24 protein-coding genes and 1 pseudogene are annotated in these 22913 nt (G+C 70.0%); 8 read left to right on the top strand and 17 right to left on the bottom strand.

Annotated elements, in window-relative coordinates; genetic code table 11:
- The coding region (locus CCN33_RS13385) for an oxygenase MpaB family protein (RefSeq protein WP_244173786.1) at window positions 1-604 on the bottom strand (604 nt) is incomplete at its 3' end.
- Window positions 605-950: 346 nt separating this feature from the next.
- Between CCN33_RS13385 and CCN33_RS13380 the strand changes: the two genes are divergently transcribed.
- The 3 genes from CCN33_RS13380 (at window position 951) to CCN33_RS13375 (ending at window position 3485) form a co-directional block, all read left to right on the top strand.
- On the top strand, window positions 951-1748 hold the full coding sequence (locus CCN33_RS13380) for a hypothetical protein (protein WP_086693855.1): 798 nt from the start codon (window positions 951-953) through the stop codon (window positions 1746-1748).
- 460 nt (window positions 1749-2208) lie between these two features.
- Window positions 2209-2289, top strand: coding sequence for a tryptorubin family RiPP precursor (locus CCN33_RS33770; protein WP_364817717.1), 81 nt, complete (start codon window positions 2209-2211; stop codon window positions 2287-2289).
- 134 nt (window positions 2290-2423) lie between these two features.
- Window positions 2424-3485, top strand: a complete 1062-nt coding sequence (locus tag CCN33_RS13375) for a cytochrome P450 (RefSeq protein WP_086693852.1) — start codon at window positions 2424-2426, stop codon at window positions 3483-3485.
- Between the two features lie 60 nt (window positions 3486-3545).
- Here the strand turns inward: CCN33_RS13375 and CCN33_RS13370 are convergent, their stop codons facing one another.
- From CCN33_RS13370 to CCN33_RS13355, 3 genes are all read right to left on the bottom strand, one after another.
- The gene (locus CCN33_RS13370; RefSeq protein WP_086693851.1) at window positions 3546-3983 is read right to left on the bottom strand and encodes a glutaredoxin domain-containing protein; all 438 of its coding nucleotides are present in this window, start codon (window positions 3981-3983) and stop codon (window positions 3546-3548) included.
- Window positions 3984-4237: 254 nt separating this feature from the next.
- Window positions 4238-5278, bottom strand: coding sequence for an LLM class flavin-dependent oxidoreductase (locus CCN33_RS13365; RefSeq protein WP_086693854.1), 1041 nt, complete (start codon window positions 5276-5278; stop codon window positions 4238-4240).
- Between the two features lie 281 nt (window positions 5279-5559).
- Window positions 5560-6054 (bottom strand): cupin domain-containing protein, encoded by a 495-nt coding sequence (locus CCN33_RS13355; RefSeq protein WP_208621744.1) that lies wholly within the window; start codon window positions 6052-6054, stop codon window positions 5560-5562.
- An 81-nt stretch (window positions 6055-6135) separates the two neighbouring features.
- On the opposite strand from CCN33_RS13355, the gene CCN33_RS13350 reads away from it, so the two are divergent.
- The 4 genes from CCN33_RS13350 (at window position 6136) to CCN33_RS13345 (ending at window position 7898) form a co-directional block, all read left to right on the top strand.
- On the top strand, window positions 6136-6987 hold the full coding sequence (locus CCN33_RS13350) for a LysR family transcriptional regulator (protein WP_244173785.1): 852 nt from the start codon (window positions 6136-6138) through the stop codon (window positions 6985-6987).
- Window positions 6988-6999: 12 nt separating this feature from the next.
- Window positions 7000-7209, top strand: coding sequence for a hypothetical protein (locus tag CCN33_RS31580; RefSeq protein ID WP_140394537.1), 210 nt, complete (start codon window positions 7000-7002; stop codon window positions 7207-7209).
- 63 nt (window positions 7210-7272) lie between these two features.
- Window positions 7273-7599, top strand: a complete 327-nt coding sequence (locus CCN33_RS31575; RefSeq protein WP_140394536.1) for a hypothetical protein — start codon at window positions 7273-7275, stop codon at window positions 7597-7599.
- A complete protein-coding gene (locus tag CCN33_RS13345) occupies window positions 7596-7898 on the top strand; it encodes a hypothetical protein (protein WP_086693848.1) in 303 nt (100 codons plus the stop codon). The genes CCN33_RS31575 and CCN33_RS13345 overlap by 4 nt, the downstream gene beginning before the upstream one ends.
- 611 nt (window positions 7899-8509) lie before the next feature.
- Here the strand turns inward: CCN33_RS13345 and CCN33_RS13335 are convergent.
- Window positions 8510-8938: a hypothetical protein gene (locus CCN33_RS13335; protein WP_140394535.1), complete on the bottom strand. Its 429-nt coding sequence runs from the start codon at window positions 8936-8938 to the stop codon at window positions 8510-8512.
- Between the two features lie 164 nt (window positions 8939-9102).
- Window positions 9103-9633: pseudogene (locus CCN33_RS13330) on the bottom strand (SigE family RNA polymerase sigma factor); the annotation flags it as partial.
- A 156-nt stretch (window positions 9634-9789) separates the two neighbouring features.
- On the opposite strand from CCN33_RS13330, the gene CCN33_RS13325 reads away from it, so the two are divergent.
- On the top strand, window positions 9790-10569 hold the full coding sequence (locus tag CCN33_RS13325; protein WP_140394534.1) for a PhzF family phenazine biosynthesis protein: 780 nt from the start codon (window positions 9790-9792) through the stop codon (window positions 10567-10569).
- Here CCN33_RS13325 and CCN33_RS13320 read toward each other — a convergent pair.
- From CCN33_RS13320 to CCN33_RS31570, 11 genes are all read right to left on the bottom strand, one after another.
- The gene (locus tag CCN33_RS13320) at window positions 10554-11648 is read right to left on the bottom strand and encodes an alpha-hydroxy acid oxidase (protein WP_167387847.1); all 1095 of its coding nucleotides are present in this window, start codon (window positions 11646-11648) and stop codon (window positions 10554-10556) included. The genes CCN33_RS13325 and CCN33_RS13320 overlap by 16 nt on opposite strands.
- A 61-nt stretch (window positions 11649-11709) precedes the next feature.
- Window positions 11710-13089: an MFS transporter gene (locus CCN33_RS13315; protein WP_208621743.1), complete on the bottom strand. Its 1380-nt coding sequence runs from the start codon at window positions 13087-13089 to the stop codon at window positions 11710-11712.
- A complete protein-coding gene (locus CCN33_RS13310) occupies window positions 13082-14002 on the bottom strand; it encodes a branched-chain amino acid transaminase (RefSeq protein WP_086693842.1) in 921 nt (306 codons plus the stop codon). Before CCN33_RS13310 ends, CCN33_RS13315 begins: the two co-directional genes overlap by 8 nt.
- The gene (locus tag CCN33_RS13305; protein ID WP_086693841.1) at window positions 13993-15396 is read right to left on the bottom strand and encodes a GNAT family N-acetyltransferase; all 1404 of its coding nucleotides are present in this window, start codon (window positions 15394-15396) and stop codon (window positions 13993-13995) included. Before CCN33_RS13305 ends, CCN33_RS13310 begins: the two co-directional genes overlap by 10 nt.
- Window positions 15393-16625, bottom strand: a complete 1233-nt coding sequence (locus CCN33_RS13300; protein WP_086693840.1) for an ATP-grasp domain-containing protein — start codon at window positions 16623-16625, stop codon at window positions 15393-15395. The genes CCN33_RS13305 and CCN33_RS13300 overlap by 4 nt, the downstream gene beginning before the upstream one ends.
- A complete protein-coding gene (locus CCN33_RS13295) occupies window positions 16622-17701 on the bottom strand; it encodes an Ldh family oxidoreductase (protein WP_086693839.1) in 1080 nt (359 codons plus the stop codon). The genes CCN33_RS13300 and CCN33_RS13295 overlap by 4 nt, the downstream gene beginning before the upstream one ends.
- Entirely contained in the window at window positions 17698-19188 is a 1491-nt protein-coding gene (locus tag CCN33_RS13290; RefSeq protein ID WP_086693838.1) for a GNAT family N-acetyltransferase, read from the bottom strand. Before CCN33_RS13290 ends, CCN33_RS13295 begins: the two co-directional genes overlap by 4 nt.
- Window positions 19185-20495 (bottom strand): KamA family radical SAM protein, encoded by a 1311-nt coding sequence (locus CCN33_RS13285; protein WP_208621742.1) that lies wholly within the window; start codon window positions 20493-20495, stop codon window positions 19185-19187. The genes CCN33_RS13290 and CCN33_RS13285 overlap by 4 nt, the downstream gene beginning before the upstream one ends.
- 65 nt (window positions 20496-20560) lie before the next feature.
- Window positions 20561-21622, bottom strand: a complete 1062-nt coding sequence (locus CCN33_RS13280) for an AurF N-oxygenase family protein (protein ID WP_244173784.1) — start codon at window positions 21620-21622, stop codon at window positions 20561-20563.
- A 14-nt stretch (window positions 21623-21636) separates the two neighbouring features.
- Window positions 21637-22365: a TauD/TfdA family dioxygenase gene (locus CCN33_RS13275; protein ID WP_140394533.1), complete on the bottom strand. Its 729-nt coding sequence runs from the start codon at window positions 22363-22365 to the stop codon at window positions 21637-21639.
- Between the two features lie 228 nt (window positions 22366-22593).
- Complete coding sequence (locus tag CCN33_RS31570; RefSeq protein WP_140394532.1) at window positions 22594-22899, bottom strand: hypothetical protein; 306 nt, start codon at window positions 22897-22899, stop codon at window positions 22594-22596.
- Between the last annotated feature and the right edge of the window lie 14 nt (window positions 22900-22913).

The raw sequence follows: 22913 nt of genomic DNA, 5'->3' as shown, positions 1-22913 counted from the left end.
GGAGGATGTAGTGGACTGCCTCTCGGGTTTGGGGAGTCAGGCGCAGTTCGGGGCGGTAGGTGTGGAGAGTGTCGCGGAGTCCCGTCACCGTTGTCGGGGGGTTCTCGATGCCCAGCGCGGTGGCGACTCGCGCCATGTCGGCCACGTACGCGTCCCGGCCCGCCGCGTTCAGCGGGTGTCTGCCGTAGCGCTGGTGCGCCGTGAGGAAGCAGTACGCCTCGGCGCTGTGGACCCAGGCCAGGAGGTGGGGGTCGGCGGCGTGATACGGCTCGCCGTCCGGTGTGTGGCCCCGGATGTTCTCGTGGACGGCTCGTACGCGGTCGACGGCTCGCTGGGCGTCGTCCGCCGCGCCGTAGGTGGTGTACGCGAGGAACGTGCTCGTGCGGGCGAGGCGGCCCCAGGGGTCGTTGCGGTAGTCGGAGTGGTCGGCCACCGCCGTCATCGCCAGGGGGTGCAGGGACTGGAGCAGCAGGGCGGCCAGGCCGCCGGGGAACATGGAGGCGTCGCCGTGGACCACGCGGATCGGGCGGTCCGGGGCGAACCAGCGGGGGCCGGGTGTGCCGTGGACCCGGCGTCGGCTTTCCGGACCGTCGGGGCCGGCCACGGCCCGGAAGAGGGCATCGCCCACACGGCCTCGCAGGCCGGAACGTGACGCTGACGCGGCCGTTGTCCTTCGTTCCGGGCGCGGTCGTGAGCGCGTGACTGGGGAATCGTCGACCATCGACACGCCCTTGTCTCTCGACTGTCGCCGAGTGAACACCGATGGAGCGGGCGATGCCAGTCGCATCGCTACTGCGTCGTTTTCGGGGCGTGCGGGTGCCTCTCCGATGGCGAGCACGCCTGGGGCAGGTTGTCCGGTGCGGGTCTCGTACCGCCGGCGATGCGTGCGGGGGCGCAGGACTGGGCCGTCCCTACATGCCGTGTCAGTGCCGCGTGCCACACTGCCGACCATGTCGCTCGCTGATCTCACTCTCGATCTGTGGCGGACCTTCGACGCGGTCACCGCCCGGCGGATCGCCCAGAAGGCCGCGGACCACGTGGGCGGCCAGGTGTCACTCGTCGAAGCCACGGAACACTTCGGTGCCAGGCTGTACCGCGTCCGGATCGAGCGGGACGGGCAGGAGTTCGCTTTGATACCCGGAGGCCGGGTGTCCCTGGGTTTCGACCTCGACACCTGGAAGCCGACCGCGTGGCAGGCCGCCGACTACGCCGAGAGCCTGGAACAGGGCTACGGCTACGGGCCCGATCTGCAGGCCCACCTCGCGCGGATCCTCAGTGGCCGCCGCAGCGTTCACCTGGCCACCCTCCTCATGGCCGTGGAGGACGAGAACCTGGCCGAACCTCCGGCCGACATGCCGGCCGCCCTCTTGGCCCGGGGTCTGCGGATGCCGACCTCCGACGAGTGGGAACACGCCTGCGGCGCCGGGTCGGGCACCCTGTTCCGGTGGGGCGACGACTGTCCCCTCGACCGCATCCCCTACGGCGACGACACCGGCCCCCACAACGCGCTGAACGCCTTCGGCCTGCGTATCGCCTACGACACCTACCGCACCGAGCTGACCAGCGATATCACCGCGGTCCACGGCGGCGACGGAGGCGAGTCGGTGTGCGGCGGCTACGGCCACCTGCTGGCCTGGCTCCCCCTGGCGACCGCCAACCGCAACCCCGGCATGGCCGAGTTCGTGTACGGACCTGACGGAGAGGACATGTACGAAGACTTCTCCGTACGACCAGTGCTCACGCTCTGAGCGACACGACCCGAGCAACGCGATCCGGTCGCCGCCTCGCGCCCGCGGGGACGGTCCAATGACTCGGTGACGGCCATTCACATGACCCGATGCCGGTTGGCGTCGTCGGCGGACGGGAGACCAAAGCTCCCTCACACGACAAGCCACGCATACAGGGCTGGCGCCATATCCCGCCAACCTTGTGGTCACGAACATTCCGGAGCGAGGCACGAGTTCATCTCGCGCCTCGCCGGGGGCGGGATGTCGTCACGCACCCCTCACGCCCTCTCTTCCCTTGGCGGCAGGGGAACCTGACCGGACTCCCCGCTTCTCCCCGGGGGCGCGATTTCCGAGGGGTGCGAAGCCGCCGGGAGGTGCCTGAAAATCGCCGTGGGGAAAGTTTTGGGGAACGGTGGCGCATACCCGCTGATCGGACCAGGGAAGTCTCCGGGCGTTCCCCATTCCACACGGAGGTGTGTCGATGAAGCTTCTCTTCGCCATTCGCAACAAGATCGCTGCCGGCAAGAGCCTGAAGGCCAGCGCTTGGTACATCTGGTACTGATCCAGCGGCGGTCCGACATCGTTGTCCGGTCCTCCCCCAAGCGGGCCACCGGACGACGAGGCCCGCCACCGCGTCTCCCCTCCCAGCCCGTCGAGCACCCGGCCGGCCCCGTCGCCGCCCGCACCGGAGTACGCATGTCGTCGTCATCCGCCACGCGCGCACGCACCACCGTGTTCGCCCCGCGGCTGGCCGCACTCATCAGCGGTCACCTCGGCCAGGACGTCTTCCGTCTGGAACCGGACACGATCGGGGTCGCCGGACCGGAGATCACCCACCGTGTGCTCGCAGCGCGCCGGGCCACGGAATCTGAACGGCCGACGTTCAAGCCGCTGCACGGCCGCTCCATCACCCGCACCGAGGCCTCGTCGGTGACCCGCACCGTCGCCAACGACGTACGTCGGGCCCTGACCGGTCCCCTGCCCGAGACCGTCGACCTGTCCGGCTCCTGGCCGCTCGCCGGGCACCTCTTCCTGCGGGACCTCATCCTCAGCGGTGACCCCTACCGGCTGCGCATGCTCATGAGCCGTTATCTGGAACTGACGCCCAAGCTCACCTGGACGGTCATCGCCGTGGGCGCCGCGCTGCCCGGCTGGCCCCGGCCCGGCGATGAGGGCCTCACCGGACTGGCCGCCCGAACGGCCGAGGCCACCGGCTACCAGGAGCGCCGGTACGCCATGGGCATGTACCGCAGGGCCGCCGCACCGGTGTGCTTCACCATCTCCACGCTCGTGGCCAACGCCTTGTGGCTGGGAGCCCCGTTCGACGACGCGACGCCGAACCGGAACATCATTCTGGAGTCGCTGCGCCTGCTGCCACCCTCCTGGAACATCCTGCGCAACGCCTCGCCCGAGTACTCCGCCATCGACGAGCGGATAGGCGCCGGCGACGACGTGCTCGTGCTGCCACTGCTGTCCCACCGCGACCCGGGCCTCTGGGACGACCCCGAGAGCTTCCGTCCCGAACGTTGGGACGGCCTGGACCCCGACAACACCCCCGGATACCTTCCCTTCGGCCACTCCTCCGAGCGCTGCTGGGGTCGGCACATGGTCATGCCACTCGCTGAACTGCTCCTGGACCACGTGCGCCGCTCGGGGCTCATGGTCGACCCTGAGCAGGGCATCGGCAAGGTGCCGCTCCTCGGCCTCCTCGGTGTCGAGGACGTACGCATGGTCCGAACCGCCCGAGCGCGGGGGTGACGTCCGCCGCCGGTCAGGCGGCCTTGCGGGCGACGCCCGCGTCTTCACACAGGAGCGCGATCAGGCGGGAGGAGAGAGCTGTTCGCGCACCCAGCCGGGGTCGGGGCTGGTGTGTGGCCGGCCTGCCACGACAACGGTCGGCACGGTCTCGTTGCCGTCGTTGACCGCTCTCACCGCTGCGGCTCCAGCCGGGTCGCGCCAGATGTCGACCCAGTGCAACTGGCGGGCGCTGCGACCCAGTTGGATGCGCAGTCGTATGCAGTACTTGCAGCCCGGCCGCCAGAAGACGACCGGTCGGCCGTCGACCGCACTGCGGCGTTGTGCCTCCCGCACGCCGATGGACCTCGGGAAGATCAGAGGGGAGTTCACGCCGGCGAGCGCCAGGAACAGCAGCAGGAGTGCTGCGGCTGTGCCGGGGCTCCCCTGGGACATCAGACCGGTTGCGACGGCTGAGCCGCTGAGCACGAACAGCATCGGCAGGATCCAGGCGCGCATCATGGTGATGCAGGCTATCGCTGAGTCGAAATGTGCCTCGGACCAGGCCGCTCACCAGGGTGTTCGCCGGACGCTGACGCGGCCTTCGTCTGATCAGGTGCCCTGATGCGCGCCAGGGGCGGTGCACTCGGCGGTAGAGCTCACCTCGGCCGGCCCCCGGAGCATGCACCGGGTGATGCCGGCGGGTGACCATCCTGACCGGGGTGGACGGCAGGCCGTCCGAGGCGCTGACGGATGCGGAACCCGGCCGCGGGTGATCAGCCGCTGCGGTGCCCGCCGTCAGGGCGTCCCAACGCGGGGCCGAGCTTCGTCGCGATGTCGGTGAGGATCTGTACGTAGTCCTCGTGCCGGAAGGTGAACGGCAGCGCGAACGCCACCTCGTCCACCTCGCGGAACCCCGCGTGCGCCTGTAGCCGCTCCGCGATCTCCTCGCTGGTGCCCACCAGATCCGGCGCGAACAGCAGCCGCGCCGGGCCTTGCGGTGAGGCCGTGCGGGGCAGCCGGGCGGCGGCGAACTCGGCGTACCGCGCCCGCTGTCCGGCCGTCGCGGAGTCGGTCGGGATCACCACCAGACCCTGGGAGACCCGGGCCGCCGCCCCCTCGGGGTGCCGCGCGCGGAACTCCCGGATCTGGGCCGCCTGGATCGCGGCGAAGTCCAGCGGGGCGTCAGGGTCCTCGGCCTTTACCACACTGCTGGTGAGCAGGTTCATGCCCTGCTCACCGGCCCAGCGCGCCGAGGCCAGGCTGCCGCCGCCGTACCACATGCGTCGGGCGAGGCCGGGAGAGTGCGGCTGGACGATGTCGGAGTACTCCTCGAAGCCCTCGGCGCCCTTGAAGTTGGTGGCCGGCTCGCCCCGGACGAAGTCGAGGAGCCGCCGCACTCGCCCGTACCCGAAGTCCTCCGCCTCGACGGAGGCCGGATAGAGCGCTTCCTTGACCTGGTCGTAGTGGCTCGGGGGTCCCGCGCTGACCCCGGGATTGAGGCGGCCGCCGGAAAGCACGTCCACCGTGGCCAGGTCCTCGGCGAGGCGCAGCGGGTTCTCCCAGCCCAGCGGGATCACCGCCGTGCCCAGCTCGATGCGCCGGGTGCGCTGCGAGGCGGCCGCCAGTACGGCGACGGGCGACGAGATGCCGTACTGGAGGTGCCGGTGCCGCACCCAGGCGCTGTCGAAGCCCAGCCGCTCGCCCAGCTCGATGATCTCCAGCGTGTCGGCGTGGCCCCGGGCGGGCTCAGCGGGATCGAACAGCCCGATCGTCAGAAACCCCAGCTTGCGCAGCGGACGAGACATGGACGCCACGGCCTCCTTCACCACTCGGACGGCACTCGAGCATGATTCTCGCAGCCGAATGTGACAGCCGTGTGATCGGAACGACGGCGCGGCCGTCGATCACAGACCGGTGGCCAGCCAGACGGTCACGGCCGCGGTGGCGATGAGCCCGACGTTGAGTGCGACCCGGCGGTCTTCACCGGTCAGGTGCACGGCGATTGTGTCGGTTGCCAGAAAAGCCCATGAGGCGGGCCGTTCAGTCGTCCGGGGAGGGCGGACGCGAAAGGGGGCAGCGTTGCGTACCGTCGGCCTCAGTCGAGGTCGGTGGCGGGCTCGGTCGCGTAGCGGCTCATCGCATCGATGTTGGCCTGTCGCGTCAACGGCCGGCCCTCGGCGAACACCCCTTCGAGGTCTCGGAAGTACTGCACGTAAAGGTCGGGGGTGAATGTGCTGAGCATGACGGCGGGCTGGTCGGCCACGTTGGCGAAGGTGTGCGGGGTGCCTGGCGGAACCATCACGAGCGTGCCCGCGGTGGCGTCGTAGTCGTCGTGTCCTACGGTGAACCGCACGGTGCCGGAGATGACGTAGAAGCCCTCGTCGTGTCGGGCGTGACGGTGTTGCGGCGGTCCCTGGGTGTGCGGGGCGAGGACGGACTCGGCGATGGCGAGGCGGTGCCCGGTGTGGCTGCCGTCTTCCAGAAGGCGCATGCGTGTGGTGCCCAGAACGATCGTCTCACCTGCGCCGGGACCCACCACCGACACGGCGGGGTCGGCCTGCGGCTCGCTGGTCTTCGCTTCATCGGTCATGCTCACCAGTGCACCGCCGGGAGCCCGCCAGTGTCCAAGACCCATTCCGCAGCGCCGATACTCCGTGGGTATCGTTGCAGCGTGGAGCTACGGACCTTGCGCTACTTCGTGGCGGTCGCCGAGGAACTCCACTTCGGCCGGGCCGCCACCCGACTGCACATGAGTCAGCCGCCGCTGAGCCGGGCGATCAAGCAGTTGGAGGCCGATGTCGGCGCCCCGCTCTTCGCCCGCTCGCCCACCGGCGTCACGCTCACGCCGGCGGGCACGGTGCTGCTCGACGAGGCACGAGCCCTGCTCGACCACGCCGACCGCGTCCGTGTACGCGTCAGCGCGGCTGCCGGCACCGCGACCATCACCGTCGGCATCCTGGGCGACGGCACCGACCCGGGAGCGGCCAGGCTGGCCGCCGCCTACCGCCGAACCCACCCCGGCATCGACATCCGCGTTCGCGACACCGACCTGACCGACCCGACGTGCGGGCTGCGCGCCGGACTGGTCGACGTGGCCCTCACCCGCGCGCCGTTCGACGAGACCGCCCTGACGGTGCGTGAGCTGCGAACCGATCCGGTCGGCGTGGTCCTGCGCGCCGACGATCCGCTGGCCCGCCGCGACCAGTTGCGGCTGGCCGAACTGAGCGACCGCCGCTGGTTCCAGTTCCCCCAGGGCACCGACCCCGTCTGGCAGTCGTACTGGAACGGCGGCAGGCCGCGCGAGGGACCAATGGTCCGCGCCGTCCAGGAATGCCTGCAGGCCGTGTTGTGGAACGGCACGGTGGGCCTGGCCCCCTTCGGACACGACCTGCCCGCCGAGTTCGCCGTGGTACCGCTGATCGACATGGCGCCGAGCCGAGTGGTGGCGGTATGGAACGAAGGGGACACCGACCCGTTGATCCGATCCTTCGTCGAGATCGCGACAGCCGCGTACCGCCACTGAGCGCTGCACCGGATGCCGCCGCATCGGCAGCTCACCCCGGTATGGCGCCGCAGGACCGGCCAGGTGCGGCTGCTGCTGCCCGACACCCCGCTCGGCGACGGGCTGCCCCTGTACGACCTGGTCTGCGCACAGACCGCCGCCGACACCGGAGTGGAAGCCTACGTCGTGAGGCCGGCGTCTGGCCCCGCCTGCACGAAGTGCCGCTCGCCGCACCCCAGCTGATACCACACCCTCGGCGACATGGCGAATCGACACCGCATGCTTTCAGGTAACGGATACCGTGCCGTGAGCAGCATCTTCCTGAGGGAACATTACCGATGGGATGTAGACATGCACATACCGCCTGACCCATGCACGTCGGTGGGGAAGAGCGCCGCCCTTCCCCGCACGATCGACGCGGTCAGCAGGAGCCTGGCTCCTGAAAAGCGAGAGACTTTTCTTCGAGCATTGGGACAGGCCGTACAAGGTCCGGAACTCGACGCGGTGTTCGACACATGGTGGATGGAAGCAATGTTCGATGCGGTACCCGGCCGGGCCCACCGTCTCGAACGCACCGTCGCCGGACGTGACCTACTACGCTTGCCGGACACCTTGGACGAGGAGCAGCCGTGACCGCACCTCTGCCCAGCTGGAAGGCCGTCATCGAGCCGCGGGCTGCCCACGTCTTGCACACGATGGGCGCCTCAGGTTTCAAAGAACTGCACGATCAGATGGTCTTGTTCATGCGTTCGTTGGCACTTGAGGTCGGCGACGCGGTGCAGGCGGGCAAGACGCCGCCAGGACTGCCTATGCCGATCGACGGGGTGGTGTGGTACAGCATCCCGGTTTTCAACGAGCGAGTTCTATTCAGCTACAGCATTTATCCGGACCAGCAACAAATCCGTATCTGCGACTTCATCTGGATTGAATGAGCACCTGTCGGTCCTCATCTGCTTCGTCCGGCTCCAGGCAAGATTGCGGCCATGAAGGTCACTCCTGTCACCCCGCCACGGCCGATCGACGTTGCCGCGGTCTTCCCCCAACTGGCTTCGCTGGCCCGCACGGCGACCCGCCTGCACCCGCGCCCTGGGGCGCCGTATGGGCCACGACAGCTCGATCGGCGGGCCGCTGCTGTGGCCCGCCGAGGAGCCGTGGACGCACTGCGAGGAACCGCACGCGGTGGATGGCATCAACCCAGCCCGGTCCCCCGCGGATCTGCGGCTGAAGCGACGGATCTTCGCCGCACGGCCGGGACCTGACACCGGAGGAACGGGAGACCCTCGAGCGGATGCGATCCCCGCGGACGTATCCGGTGAGGCTGGCAGAGGAAGACATGGACCCGGAAGATGACCGTCGCCACGTTCGAGGAAGGGGACGACACCGGGAACAGTTGGTCTCCGCACCCGCACCCATGCCCGGCGGAGCCCGAGCATCCGCACATCGAGTTGATGACGTAGCCCGTCCGCGGTGTGCAGTTGGGGCGTCACGGTGCGGGCATGCCGTGACGCCGGCACGGCCGTGATCGCAAGATCACCCCAGCCTGCTACTTCGTCACCTGCGCGGACTTGTACGTGGTGGATCCCGGAGCCAGGCAGACGAACCAGTTCGCGGTGGGGTAGCCGCGGACTGGTCTGATCACGGCATCAGTGCTGTGCAGCGCGGAGTTCCGGGGAGCGAGGTCGGCCAGAGTCGTGCTGCCGTCCTTCCAGTGGCAGGCGACCTGCTTCGCCGTCGTGGCGACCGTGCCTACGACCAGGCGGAGTGGCCCGTCATCCTTGGTCAGGGGCTGGGGATGGACCTTGATGTCGGTTCCCTTCGGCCGGGGCAGCTCAGTGGTCGAGTCGAACGTCACCAGCCGACGGCTGGAGACGTCGCCGGAGCTGCCGTTGAGGTGTGTGACGAAATAACTCGTCTTCCCGACCAGGTCGGAAGGGCTGCCCGAGGTCACGGGCGTCAGTCCCCAGTCCTTCATGGCCTTCGTCTGCACGACGGCCTCGGCCCGGTCGCGGGGTGCCGTCCACACCAGTACCGTGACACCCCACGCGACCCCCCCGCGGGTGCCAAAGGCCACCTCGGAGATCTCCGGCCACCGCCCGCCGCCGCGCCTTGCGTCGGCGACCGGCCCGCACAACCGTTCCTTCCCTCCGGCAGGACCGTTCCGGCCAGCGCCGGTATGGTGCGCAGCTTCGCTATCCCCTTGGCGGCGTTGCTCTTGACCGTGCCGACCGAGCACCCCATCGGCTGAGCTGTCTGTGTCTCCGTCAGGTCCCCCCAGTAGTGCGGAACCACCGCTTCCCGCTGTCGTGGCGGCAGTCGGGTGAGCGCCTGGAGCAGCACGCCGCGGTCGTCGGCCTGGGCGATGCGGTCGCCGACATCAGCCTCCTCCCGCGCCAGTCCTGAGTCGTCGCGCGGTGCCAGGAACTCTTTCAGTCTTCTTCTGTGCCTGCGGGCATGCAGGTTGATCATGACGCGCCGTGCATAGGCATCGGGGTCGTCGGCCTTGCCGCTGCGCCAAGCCGTGTAGACCCGCTCCAGCGTCGACTGAGCCAAGTCCTCGGCCGCGTACCGTTCCCCGGTGAGAAGAAAGGCCGTACGCATCAACACGGGCCAACGACCGGCCATGAACTTGCCGAACTCCTCGTCCCGAGCCCGCTTACCGTCACTCATGGGCACCTCCTGACATCAAAGAGAGTCCATGAGCTGCCCCGACCGTTGCCTCGCTCCGGCACTTCGCGGAAGATCACGTGCCGCGCCCCGGTTCGAAGTTGGCGGTGGTCGGATAGGGGGGGGTTCGTGGTGACGGTGCTGGTGAGGGGGCCGCCGGTGGCTGTCGTGTACTTCGTGCGGTCCCGCACGGCGGGCGGAGACCGGTACTGTCTGGGCATGGTCAACTGCTGGCTCGTACGAGCATTCGTGAACGCGGAAGGCATGCACGGCAATCCGGCGCTGGTGGTGGCCGAGCCGGAAGGGACCGCGGTGACCGCCGCACAACGCCAGGAGCTGGCAAGCCGGTTGGGCATCCCCGCCACGGTGTTCATCCACGAATCCGGCGCAGGCCGGATCAGCATCCACAGCTCTTACGGGCAGTCGATCCGCTTCGGTGGCCACCCGCTGCTGGCCACTGTCGAGGCACTGCACCAGACCGGTCGGACGCCGCGAGAGCTGACCCCCGACGCCGGTGCGGTCACCTGCCGGAGGGACGCCGACGGCACGGCGTGGCTCACCGCGCCTGCCGCATGGTCCAAGCCCTGGCGGCATTACCAGATGGCCGACGCCGCAGAGATCGACGCACTGACCGGCCTGCCCGACGGCGAGGACTTCACCCAGGTGTGGGCCTGGGAGGACGAGGATGCCGGGCGGGTGCGGGCGCGCCTGTGGGCGCCTCGCATCGGCAAGGGCGAGGACGAGGCGTGTGGCAGCGCCTCCATGTTGCTGACCCGGAAACTGGGCCGCGGACTGGAGGTACTGCACGGCCGCCACCGCGCCGTCATCCGCACCCGGCCCGTGGACGACGTCCACGTGGAGCTGGGCGGCCGATGCGTGATCGACCGACCCGGCGACGACGTGCGCACGGCGGTGGAAGTGCTCTACACCGGGTCGTGAAACGCCGAGAAGCGGGGTCCCGGATCGTGAGGCACGACGAGGTCCGGCGTCAGGTCGGCGAGTCTCCCCGCGCCGAGCAGCGCCATCGCGAGTTCCGTCTCCCTGCGCAGCGCGGCTACGACGTCCCGCACCCCGGTGGATCCACCGACGGCGAGACCCCAGACGTACGGGCGCCCGATCGCGACCGTGTCGGCACCGCAGGCGATCGCCTTGACCACATCCGTGCCGCGCCGTATGCCGCCGTCCAGGACGACCGGAACCCGGCCGTCGACCGCGGCGGCGATGGAGGACAGGACGGTGAATGTCGGGCGGGCCGTGTCCAGGTTGCGGCCACCGTGGTTGGAGATCCATACCCCGATTCCGAGGTCGGCGGCCCGGCGGCCGTCTTCCGGTCGCTGGATCCCCTTGGCCAGCACCGGCAGTCCGGACACTTCCCGCAGCCACTCCAGATCTGCCCAGGTCACCGAGGGGTCGATCCGCGGATCGTGGATGCCGTCACGGGGACGTCCCTGGGCCCGCGGACTGCTCGCGAGGTTGGCGGGCAGGCCGTGCGAGGGCAGCGCGAAACCGTTGCGTGTGTCCCGCTCCCGCGGTCCGGTGACCGGGGTGTCGACCGTGACGACGCAGGCCCTGGCCCCGGCCGCCGCGGCCCGGCGCACCAGTTCCGTGGTGAGGTCGCGGTCCCGTTGCACATACAGCTGGAACCACCACGGGCCGCTCGCCGCCGCCCCGATCTCCTCGACGGTCTGCGAGGAGAACGTGCTGACGGTCATGAGCGTGCCGCTCAGGGCCGCGCCCCGGGCCGTGGCCGACTCCGCCTCCGGATGGAAGAGGCCGTGGGAGGCCGTCGGAGCGAGCAGGACCGGCGCGTCCAGCGACGTGCCGTACAGCGAGCAACGCGTGTCGACCTGAGCGTGTCCGGTGAGGACGCGAGGGGCCAGCGCGGTGCGCCGGTAGGCCTCCTCGTTCCAGCGCACCGTGTGTTCGTCGGCGGCCCCGCCCTCCAGATAGTCGAAGGCCGGACCCGGAACCACCTTGCGCGCCGCCTCGCGGAAGTCCTCCAGACTGACGGGTGTCACGGGCCGGTCCAGGCCGGGCATGCCGGTTGAGGGTGGAGTGTGTCCGTTCATGGCTGTCCCATCAGGTCTGTTCCACCGGACTCTCGGCAACGGGTGAGGGGACGACGGCCGGGAGCCGCCCGACTCGCGCGGCCAGGGCGCGGCGTGCCGATGTGCCCGAGACGGCGGCGGCGCAGCCGAACGCCGTGGCGAGCAGCGGCCAGGCGAGCAGGCCCGCCGGCAGCAGGGCGATCACCAGCAGGCTGGGGCCGATCACCTTCTGTCCGGTGAAGGCGAGACTGAACGCACCGAGATAGCGGGCCCGGGCCGCCTTCGGGGCCAGGACGGCCGAGAGTTCCCAGGCGGCGACCGACTGGAGGTTCTCCGCGACCGTGAGGACGACGGTCGCCACCAGCACCATCGCCACCGCCAGGACGGTGTTCGTGGTGCCCTGCGCGAGAGCGAAGAAGCCGCAGCTCACCGCAAGAAGGACGCCGGAGACCACCAGGAAGCGCACCGCGGTCGCCGGTTCGTCCACGTGGCGTGCGATCACGATCTGGAGGCCCACCGTCAGCACGGTGTTGACGACCATCAGCAGCGGCACCACGGCGGACGGTATGTCCGTGTACTGCATCACCCAGACCGGCAACAGGACCAGCAGCACGGTGTCGTAGAGCGACAGGATGCCGTTGGCCAGCGTGAACAGCATGAACCAGCCGTCCCGGAACGGGGACCGTACCCCTCCGGAGGGAACCGGGGACGCGCCGAGTTCCGTACCCGCCGCGGACTCCGGCGGCCGCGCGCCCTGGCCGGCGACGCGGCTCAGCGCGAGACGCACAGTGAACGCGATCACCAGGAAGGACAGCCCGTTGCCCAGGAAGAGGGCGGTGAACGCCGGGCGGCTGTCGGCCGCGAACACCCCGCCGGCCAGCAGGATGCCGACCGTGAAGCCGATGTTCCGCACGGCGCGGATGGAGGCCATCGTGCGGGTGCCGTCGTTTCCGTCGACGGCCACGGTGACCACAGCCTGCTGGATGGGGGTGCTGGCCCGGTCGAGCGCGGTGAGCGCCATGGTGAGGACCAGGTAGGGCGCGAATTGGGTGGTGAAGGCGTAGCAGGCGTAGCCGAGGCCGCGGAGTACCAGCAGCACCATGTAGAAGCGGCCCGGTCCGAACCGGTCCGCGAGCCGTCCCAGGGGCACCGGGGCGAGCAGGGCGAGGGCCCCGGCAAGTGTGGACGCCCACGCGATGCGGTCCGCCGCGATACCGACGACGCCCACGAAGTACAGCGTGGCGGAGCTCATGAACATGCCCGTGCCCAGCGCGTCCACGAAGGACCCGACCACCAGCGTCCGGCCCGCCCGGCTGTCGGGCAGCAGGAAGCCGCCCGCCCGGCCGGTGACTCTGCGCAGCATCCCGGAGGCCGTGCGGCCGCTCTCCCCCGGGTTCCGGTCCTCAGGCATGGGTGAGCCAGTGCCGGTAGCGCTCGTCGCGGCCGTGGACCACGTCCACGAACGCGTCCCGGAGTTGCTTGGTGAGCGGTCCGCAGCCCGCCGACGCGAGCGGCCGGTCGTCCACCGACGCGACGGGCACGACCTCCAGAGCCGTGCCCGTCAGGAACGCCTCGTCCGCCACGTAGATCTCGCTGCGGGTGATGCTTCGCTCCTCGACGGTGAGGCCCAGGTCCCTGGCAAGGGTCATGATCGTGTCCCGGGTGATGCCGGGGAGGATGTAGTCGCTGACCGGCGGGGTGTGCAGCACGCCGTCCCGGATCACGAAGAGGTTGGCCGCAGAGGCCTCGGCGACGTGCCCCGTGGGGGTGAGCATCAGCGCGTCGTCGTAACCGGCCCGCAGGGCGGCCACCTTGGCAAGCGAGGAGTTGACGCACGCACCGGTCGACTTGGCCAGCGGTGGCATGGTGTTGATGCCGTTGCGCTGCCAGCTGCTGACGGTCAGCCGGCAGCCCTCCTGCTCGGCTTTCTCCCCCAGGTACGAGCCCCAGGCCCAGGCGGCCAGAGTGGTGCGGACGCTGTTCAGGTCGGGTGTGATGCCCATGGCGCCGTAGCCCAGGTAGACGATCGGGCGCAGGTAACCGGAGTCCAGGCCGGTGCGGCGCAGGAGTTCGAGCGAGGAGTCGGCGAGCCGGTCGACGGTGTAACCGGGGTCCATCAGGTAGACGCGGGCCGAGTCGAGCAGCCGCTTGAGGTGGTCGTGGAGCCGGAAGACGGCGGGTCCCTCGTCCGTCGCGTAGGCGCGGATTCCCTCGTAGACGCCCCAGCCGTAGTGCAGGCTCGGGGTCAGCACGTGGACCTGCGCCTCGTCCCAGGGAACGAACTCGTCGTCCATCCAGATGGTGCTGGTGGGTGTCAGCTGCATTTCTCGGCTCCCTGGGATGGGGTGACGGATGGAGGCGTAGTGCTGCGGCGGCTGGAGAGCGAGGCGAGCGGGACGACCGGTGCGCCCACCGACGCGAGGCGCCGTTCGATGCTGCGGGACTGCAGATCCGCGGCATCCCGGTAGACACCGGCGTGGGGGCCCTCGAAGGCGAACCAGCCCCAGCGGGGCTGGAGTTCGCAGCCTCGTGCAAATTTGGCCTGGTAGGCGGACAGGCCGTAGTGAATCCGGCGGATGCCATGGTCCAGGGCCCAGCGGACCGTCTCGTGGTAGGTCAGGGCGAGGTAGCAGCCCTTGGCCTCGGGTGAGAAACCGGCCGTACGCGCGAACAGTGCGTCGCCGGCCCGGAAGTACAGGACGAAGCCGCCGAGGCGGCCCTCGCGCTCACTGCCGAGGACGAGGCAGCTGTCCCCCAGGTCCGCGCTGACGGCGTCGAAGTCGCGACGCACCCGGTCCTCGCCGCCGGGCAGGCCGTACTTGGCGCGGTGGGCGACCTGGAGGGCCACCACCTCGTCGTCCAGGGCGTCCGGACCGGAGCGGGCGACGGTACGCCAGCCGGCCTGCCGGTATCCGTCCACCTCCTTGCAGATACGGCGCCGGCGGTGACTGCCGAGTCCGGCGAGATAGCCGTCCCAGTCAGTTTCGGGGAGGTGCTGGACTCCTTCGGCTCCGAGCAGGACAGCCTGGTATCCGCTCCGGCGCGCCGCGCTGTCCACGGCGGCCGCGTCCGGCTCCCCGACGTACAGCAGGGCGCTGCTGCGGCAGCCGAGTTCGGCGGCGGCCCGGCGCAGCAGGCCGGGCAGTGCGGCCATCACCGCGGCGCGCTGGGCGGGGCTGCGGTCCGTCGCGTGGGCCACACCGTGGTGGGAACCGAAGACGCCTAGGGTGAGGGAGGGGTACTGGTCCGGCCGGGCCAGCGGCAGGGCCGTGCCGAGTTCACTCCAGCGTTCCTGGTCCGCCGGGTCCAGGATGTCGGGCTCGGCCATCGATCCGGCAGTGCCGATCAGCCGGGGCGGGTCGTAGAAGAGCAGTCCTCCCGCCTCCCGGGTGAGCAGCAGAGGGGCGAGGGCGACCGTGCGGCCGCCCTCGTCGACGCTGAGGTACCGCACCTCGTGCAGATCCGTCCGCTCGGTGAAGCGCCACCAGCGGGCGTCCTCCCAGATGACGGCCGGCTCGTCAAGAGCGGGGAAGTCGTCGGCAGTCGGGCGCGTGCCGGGGGGCAGGACGTGACCGTCCAGGGGGCGGACGGCGGCGTACGCCGGGGCCTGCGGCTGCGTCGGCCGACCCGCGGGGGTGCCGTTCGCGTCGGTGCCCGCGGTCGTCGTGCCAGGCTCCGTGTCGGGCCCCTGGTCGGCCGGGAATGGGCGGTAGGTCATATGACGGCTCCCGAGACGGCTTCCAGTTCCCAGTCGAAACCGGCGCTCACCTGCGCCACGGTGGCGTCCAACGCGGCCGTCAGACGCTCGTCGTCATCGGCCGTGACCACCCAGCTGGCGACGAAGTCCCCGGACTTGCGCTGCGCGTAGCGCTCGCCGCCCCAGTCGTCACCGGCGCCGTTGTGCAAGGTGAAGTCCAGCGCGCCGGCGGGGGCATGTGGAGTACGCCGGATCCGGCCCCGGCGCGGCGGCAATCCGCAGCAGGCTGCCAGAGGGGCCGCCGCCACGTGCTCCCGTACGGCGTCCAGGTCGTTCGGCAGGCCGCACTCGACGCGAGCCCACAGCTCCCGCGGGTCAGTGCCGAGGACGTGCCGCAGCATGACCGGGATGGTGCCGCCCGCGACCCTGGCGGCCACTTCGCACAGCACGACCGTCCCTTCGGGCGTGACGAAGAACTCGGCGTGCACACACACGGTGGGTGGTGAGGGGAGCGCTTCGACCAGCCGCCACGCCTCCCGGACGAGGAGCGGCCGCAGGGGGTCTCCGGCCGTGAGGGTACGCGAACCGTGCGGGCTGTCGGACCAGTGCGACAGGCAGCCGGGCGTGGTGTACCGGGAGGCCACGGCGGCCACCCGGCAGCCGTCCACGCGGAAGGCGTCCACGTGGTACAGCTGGCCCTCGACGAATTCCTCGACCTCGTACGGTGTCGACTCGAGCAATCCGGCGGGGAGCGCGGCGGCCTCGGACACGCTGTCGACCACGTACACGCCGGTGGCCCCCGAGGCGCTGCGCGGCTTGACCACGACCGGACCGGGGCGGACGGCGAGGAAATCCGTGACGTCCGAGGGCCGCCGTACGGGGGCGAAGTCGGGTACGCGGATCCCCGCCTTCCTCGCGTACTCCTTCATCAGGACCTTGTCGCGGTACGCCGCCGCGGCGGCCGAGCCGAGACCGGGCAGGCCGAACTCGCCGCGAAGCAAGGAGGCGCGCTCGAGGTCGGACTCCGCCAGGGCAAGCAGGGTCGTCGGGCGGTGGCGGTTCGCGAGGTCCCGCGCCGCTGCCAGGACGGCGGCGTCGTCCCGGTAGTCCGCGACGGTACGGACCTCGCGGAAACCGTCACCGATCGGTGTTCCGGCGGCCGCAACGGCCACCATCCGTCCAGCCCGCTCGGGCAGCCAGTGGGCGAAGGGGAGGGAGGTGTGACGCGGGCTGATCAGCACGAGGGTCATCGGCGCGGCACCTCCTGCCCGGTGACGGGCCCCGGAATTTCGAGGCGCTCGGCGCAGGCGGCAAGCAGTTCGGCGGTCCGGCCGTCCAGCGGGATGCCCGTGGCGCGCCGACGAAGTTCGTGCGCGCGCTGCGGATCGCCGGGTGCGAGCACCGCCGTCCCCGCGGACCCGGGTGCCTCGCGCACGGTGTCCAGCAGCTCGCCGAGACCGGCGGTGAACTGCTCCTCCCCGGTGAACGCGGCAGGGTCTAGGGCCAGCACGAAGTGGCCCACCTGACGGGGGCGTCCGGGAGTTCCCTCGCCAACCTGCGACAGCCGCCAGTCCGGCGGCATGCCGGTGAGGACGGCACCGAGCAGAGTGACGGCCATAGCAAGCCCCTGGCCCTTGTAACCGCCGAGCGGTGACAGGGCTGTTGCCTCACCCGCGTCCTCGGTGGGGCGCCCGTTCACGTCGGTCGCCCAGCCCGGATCGAGCCCGCGGCCCTCCGAGCGGCGCTGCTTGATCTCGCCGAAGCAGACCTGGCTGGTCGCCATGTCGAGCACGAACTCCCGCTCGTCGCCGCCCGCCGCCACACTGATCGGATTGGTTCCGAACAGAGGCTCGACCCCGTTGAAGGGCGCCACCCGCGAGGCCGCCGAGGTGACCGCCAGGCCTATGAGGCCTTCGCGGGCCAGCCGCCGGGTGTAGACGGACGCGGCTCCGAAGTGGTTGGAGGCGCGGACACCGACAGCTGCGACGCCGAAGCTCGCGGCCCGCTCGGCCGCGTACCCGGCGGCGGCGAGACCCGCGAGAACGCCGAGGGCGCCGTCCGCGTCGAGGAGTAGTCCCGCCCCCCGGTCCTGTACGACCGTGATGTCGGCCTTGGCCTTGGCCACTCCGCTCGCCAGTTCGTCGAGGTACTGCGGGAGCAGACGCAGGCCGTGCGTGTCGATGCCTCGCAGGGAGGTGTCGACCAGTGCGTCGGCGACCCGTTGGGCGTTCGTGCCGGGAACGTCGGCCGCGGTGAGCGCGGCGGCGGCCAGGGTGCGCGCCGTGCTCTCCTCGATCATCGCCCCGGTCCAGGAGTCTGTGGTCATCGCGGGCTCCAATGCATGAACAGGTGCGGTCCGATACCGGGCATCTCGAAGGGGTCGCCCGCCACCCGGAAGCCGTGTCGGCGGTAGAAACCGGCCGCGTCGGTGCGTGCGTTGCACCAGACGACATCGGCGCCGTCCAGGACGGCATGGGTCAGTGCGGTGCGCAGCAGCGCGGCACCGAGCCCCGTACCACGCGCCTCCTCGAGCGTGGCCATACCGCGCAGCCGGCGCCCCGTGCCGGGCACAAGGCCCGGCACCGTGCGTCCCTCGGGAGGATCCTCGTCATAGAGGGAGCAGGCACCGACCGCACGGCCGGCGCGCAGCGCGGCGAAGTGCCGGGCGCCAGGAAGGCCGTCCTCCGCGTAGGCGCAGTTCTCCGGGGGCTCGCCGGGCCGCAGCACCTGGTGACGGACCGGCCGGATCACCTCCGCGTCGACCGGCCGGACGCGCCAGCCGTGCTCGGCGGGGTCGGGCCGAAAGCCCGAGCCCGGCCGGCCGGGCAGCGTGACGCGGCCGACCGCGTCGACGCCGATGCCCTGTCCGGTGTCGACCGCGTTGAGTACGACCGAGTCGACGTCCAGGTAGTCGGCGAGGGAGGCGAGGTGACCGGTGGCGGACAGACCCGCCGCCGATTCGGGCATGCACCCGAGCATCGTCCTCAGACCGCGTTCTCGGGCGCTGCGCAACAGCGCGAGCGCCGGAGTCGTACCGCCTGCCTTCATCGGCTTGACGTTGATGCCGTGGAAGGCGGCGGCGCAGGCGTCCAGATCGTGAAGAGACGTGATGCTCTCGTCGGCGATGACGGGAATCGGGGCTGCCTCCTTGAGGACCTGGGCGTCCTGCCACGCGGAGCGGGCGAAAGGCTGCTCGACGAGTTCGACGCCCAGTTCGCGCATCCCCTCCAGCGCGGGGAGCGTCCCGGCGAGATCCCAGCCGCAGTTGCCGTCGACGTAGAACGGCGCGTCGGTGTGCCTGCGCAGCTCCTTGAGGACACTCAGGTCACCGGGGTCGGCGAGCTTCACCTTGTACGCGGGCCAGCCGGGCCGCTCGCGCAGCTTGGTGACCATGACGTCGGTCTCGTCCAGGCCGATGCTGAAACTGGAGCGCACGTCCGTCGGAGGTTCCAGCCCGAGTGCCTGCCACAGCGGTACACCGAGCAGCCTGGCCCGCAGGTCGTGCACGGCGGTGTCCAGGGCCGCGAGGATGAACGGTGAGTCCGGCAGGTGGCTGACGAGGACCTTCCAGACCGCGAACGGGTCCTCGGGCTCCAGACCTGACAGTACGGGAGCGAGCCGTCTCAGGTCGGCGTGCATCCGGTCGAGGTCCGAGTTGTAGTGGGCGGTCATGAAGGCGGACGCCTCGCCGAAACCGCTGATGCCGTTCTGCTCCACCTCGACGATCAGGGCATGCTGCACCGGGATCGCCTCGCGGGCGGAGCGCCACAGGTAGCGCTGGGTGATGCTGATCTCGTATGCGGTGACTTTCACAGGGCACCTGCGGGCAGCAGCGGAAGCATCCGCGAAAGGGGCTGTTCGGGGAACCACGAGCCGAGCGCGGGACGCAGTTGGTCGAACCATTCGGCGGTCGAGTCGTACGCGGCGAAGAACTGCCGGCCGACGAGTTCGGGGTCGCGTGCCTGGAGCATCCGCAGCGAGAAGACCCGCTCCCCCGCGATCGTGCTGATGCCGTCGACCACCACCTTGCCGGGCGCGGCCGACATCACCGGCCCGCGGGCGCTGCGGGCCAGGCCGGACACCCCGCGGACGGCCCGGGTGTAGATGTCCAGGGCCCGGACGAGCGGCACCCCGAAGTAGCTGCGGGCGCCGGTGTCCCGCTCCACGAACATGTAGTAGGGCACGATGCCCAGTTCCACCTGCTGCTGCCACATGCGGGCCCAGACGGCCGCGTCGTCGTTCACATGGCCGATCAGCGGAGCCTGCGACCGGATCAGCGCCCCGGTGGCCTGGATCCGGGCGACAGCCTTGCGGACCAGAGGACTTTCCAGCTCCCTCGGGTGCGAGAAGTGGGCCATGACGGCCACGTGCCTGCCCGCCGCGACGCATCGTTCGAAGAGCCGCAGCAGATCGTCGGCGTCGTCGTCCCCGACAAAGCGGTCGGGCCAGTAGGCGAGCGCCTTGGTGCCGAACCGCAGGGTCCGCACCTGTTCCATGGCCGGATCGAGCAAGGGATCGATCCAGCGGCGCAGCACCGGCGTCTTCATGATCATTGGGTCGCCGCCGGTGAACAGGACGTCGGTGACGGCGGGCTTGGTACCCAGGTAGCCCGTCAGATCGGCGGGGTCACGCAGCGCCTGCCGCAGCTCGGCGACGCCGACGAACTGAGCCCACCGGAAGCAGTAGCCGCAGTAGGCGTGGCAGGTCTGTCCCTGCGACGGGAAGGCAAGCACCGTTTCGGCGTACTTGTGCTGCAGGCCGTGCAGTTGACGCCCTTCGAGCGTCGGAACATTGGCCTCCAACTGGTCACCGGGATGGGGGTTCAGGAGCGTCTGCGCCTCGGCGGCCGCCTTGCGCACCACTTCGCGCGATGCGCCGCTGTCCAGCAGCCCCGCGATGGTGTCGTACATCTCAGGCGGCAGCATGTCCCGGTGCGGGAAGGTGAGCCGGAAGATCGGGTCGTCAGGCGCCGCGGACCAGTCGATCAGCTGGTCCGCGACGTACTCGTTCACTCTGAAGGGCAGGACGGCGGACACGACCCGCAGGTCGCGCAGGTACGTCGTCGGCATCCCGCGGTCGCGGGCCAGCCCTGCCAGGCGTTCGTGGGAGAAGAATTTCAACCGAGGAACCTCAGACCGTGTCAGTGAGGGAGACCCGCCATGGCCGGTGGGTGGTGGGGGGTGGGTCAGACGGTGGCGACGTGCGAGCGCGACCAGTCGAAGTCGACCTGGTCCGAAACGCCCAACTGCTCCACCAGGCCATGCAGCCCCGTGTACTCACGCACCAGCCGCTTGCGTCCGGTGTCGGCCTGGCAGTCCGCCAGCATCTCGTGACCTCCGGCGATACCGGCGAGGTCCATGATCGTGTTCCAGGTGGTGTAGTCGTTGGCGACGAAGGCGTCGAGCCCCTCGACCAGCATGTCCAGGAAGAACCGGCGCTGCTTGGGGTCGAGCTTGCCGTAGACCATCTCCGCCAGCACAGCGGAGATGGAGGCGTGGCAGTACTCGTCGCGGTTGTGCAGCTTCGCCGTGGTGCTGTTGATGACCTGGATCTCGGTGTCGTCAGCGAGGAGGTCCAGGTAAGCGTTGATCGAAATCTCGGAGACCGTCGCGAACGCCAGAGTGGTCAACGAACGCTGCCACCGCTCCGGCACGCTCTCCCGCAGCCGCTCGTGCACGCGCGCCGTGTGGGAGAGCGGCAACGCGTGGTCCGGCAGGGCCAGGCCGCGCCGACGCCGGGTCACCGCACTCGCGTTGAGATGCATCAGGGTGTGGTACTGCTCGTCGACCATGGCCTGCGCCAGCGACAGATTGAGCGCCTCGCCCTGGAGCGCGGGGTACTCGCCCTCCATCACCAGAGCGAACGCCGGGTTCGCCACCTTCTGTTCGGCCATGACCGTGTGCCGGTTGTAGGCGATCCATGCCCAGCTCAGCACTTCCGAGCGCTTCTCGGGAGCGAGCGCCTGCCATGTCGGGTGGTCGTGGAAGGGAAGGATGCCCTCCGGGTAGTCGGCCCGCTCCGGCTCGAACAGGTCATCCAGGTCGGGCTCGTCCCGCTTGACCGTGGCTCGTCGGTGCCAGTTGCCCACCAAGCGCCGAATGACGGCGCTCTCCACAGGGTCGGTGGGGTCGAAGCTCGGGACGCCGTCGGGCAGCGCGGCGGCCGGTCCGTCGACGAACTCGCCTTCGGGCTTGTCGCCGGACTCGTCGGTGGGCAGAGGGGAGTCGACGTTCATGAGGTCCTTCATGTAGGGGAGGGCGGTCAGATCTGCTGGGCGAGCCAGTAACGGGTGAGGTGACGCCGCGCGTCCCGGTACTCGGAACGGGCGTGCAGCATCCGCTGGTTGTCCCAGACGAGGACGGCGTTCTCTGGAATGAGGACCGACACCTTGTACTCGCGGAAGAACTCCGCCGCCCGCTCGGCCAGTTCAAGACCGAGCCGCCCGAGCGGAAGGCGGGCCGGATCGGGGACCGCGTCGACCGGAGGGTCGTAGTGGCCGGCCGTGAGCAGGTTGTAGCTGAACCGGATGATCTCCCGGCCGTCGGTAGTGGACTCCACCACGGGACTGCGCACACCCTCGGTGCCGGTGCCGGCGGTGTTGTGCCCCACCCAGTCGATCTGCCGCTCGCGCACGGCCATGGTGTCGGCTTCGTCGAGGCCGGACAGGAAGGCCCGCGCGTCGGCCAGTTCAGTGTGTCCGCTGCCGCAGGTGGCCTGCACCCGGCAGTGCAGGGCCAGATATTGCGGCGGAGGTGACCAGCCCGGCGCCTCGGTGTGCACCAGGATCGTGTTCGTACTCTTGGAGTAACGGCGGTCCTCGAAGCCTGGGGCCGCCTTCACCTGGTAGCGGAGCTCCCCGTCGTACTGGGGTATCAGCTCACCGAACGGGCGCAGGGCCTCGGCAGCCTCCTCGTCGGAGGTGATGCCTTCGATCAGGGTGTAGCCCTGGTCGAGCAGTTCTTGGGCATGCTGATGCACAGCAATGGTCATGGTGTAGCTCTCCCGTGCGAAGGTGTCCGGAATCACTTGAGGCACAACGGAGTGGCAGAAGGCCGGTAGCCGGATGCGGGACTCGTCGGAGTCGGAGCAGGATTCGAGCAGCGGACGGGGAGTCGGCTACCGGGGCCGGGTGGGGCCTAGCTCGGCCAAGTCCTACAGGCCTGGGGGGAGGGATACCCCAGCGTGCCTGCGCGGCTGGGGGTCATGATCTGCTCTCGCTTACGAGATGACAAGGTCCATTCCGATGGTCTGTATGTCCATGGATGCGCCGTTCATTTCCGTGCATGCGCCATTCACTTCACCTCGGAGTCTGCCAGTGAAGCCTCCGTAACCCACGAGAAACACCCGCCAGGATCTTGCACTTACATGATCTTGTGTGGGGGGCGAAGAGGTACAGACCGCCTCATTGATCGTCAGCCAGACAGGATGGTCACGAAGCCTACGATCGTTCACCGCGTCGAGGCGCTCGCCCGGCACAGTCCGCTTGCCGGCGTCAACTCCGTCGAGCGTGGTGTTGTCGCCCACCCAGTCCACCCAGT

The organism is Streptomyces recifensis, from assembly GCF_002154615.1.
Classification (GTDB): Bacteria; Actinomycetota; Actinomycetes; order Streptomycetales; family Streptomycetaceae; genus Streptomyces; species Streptomyces griseoluteus.
This window is presented reverse-complemented; position numbering and strand designations above follow the sequence as displayed.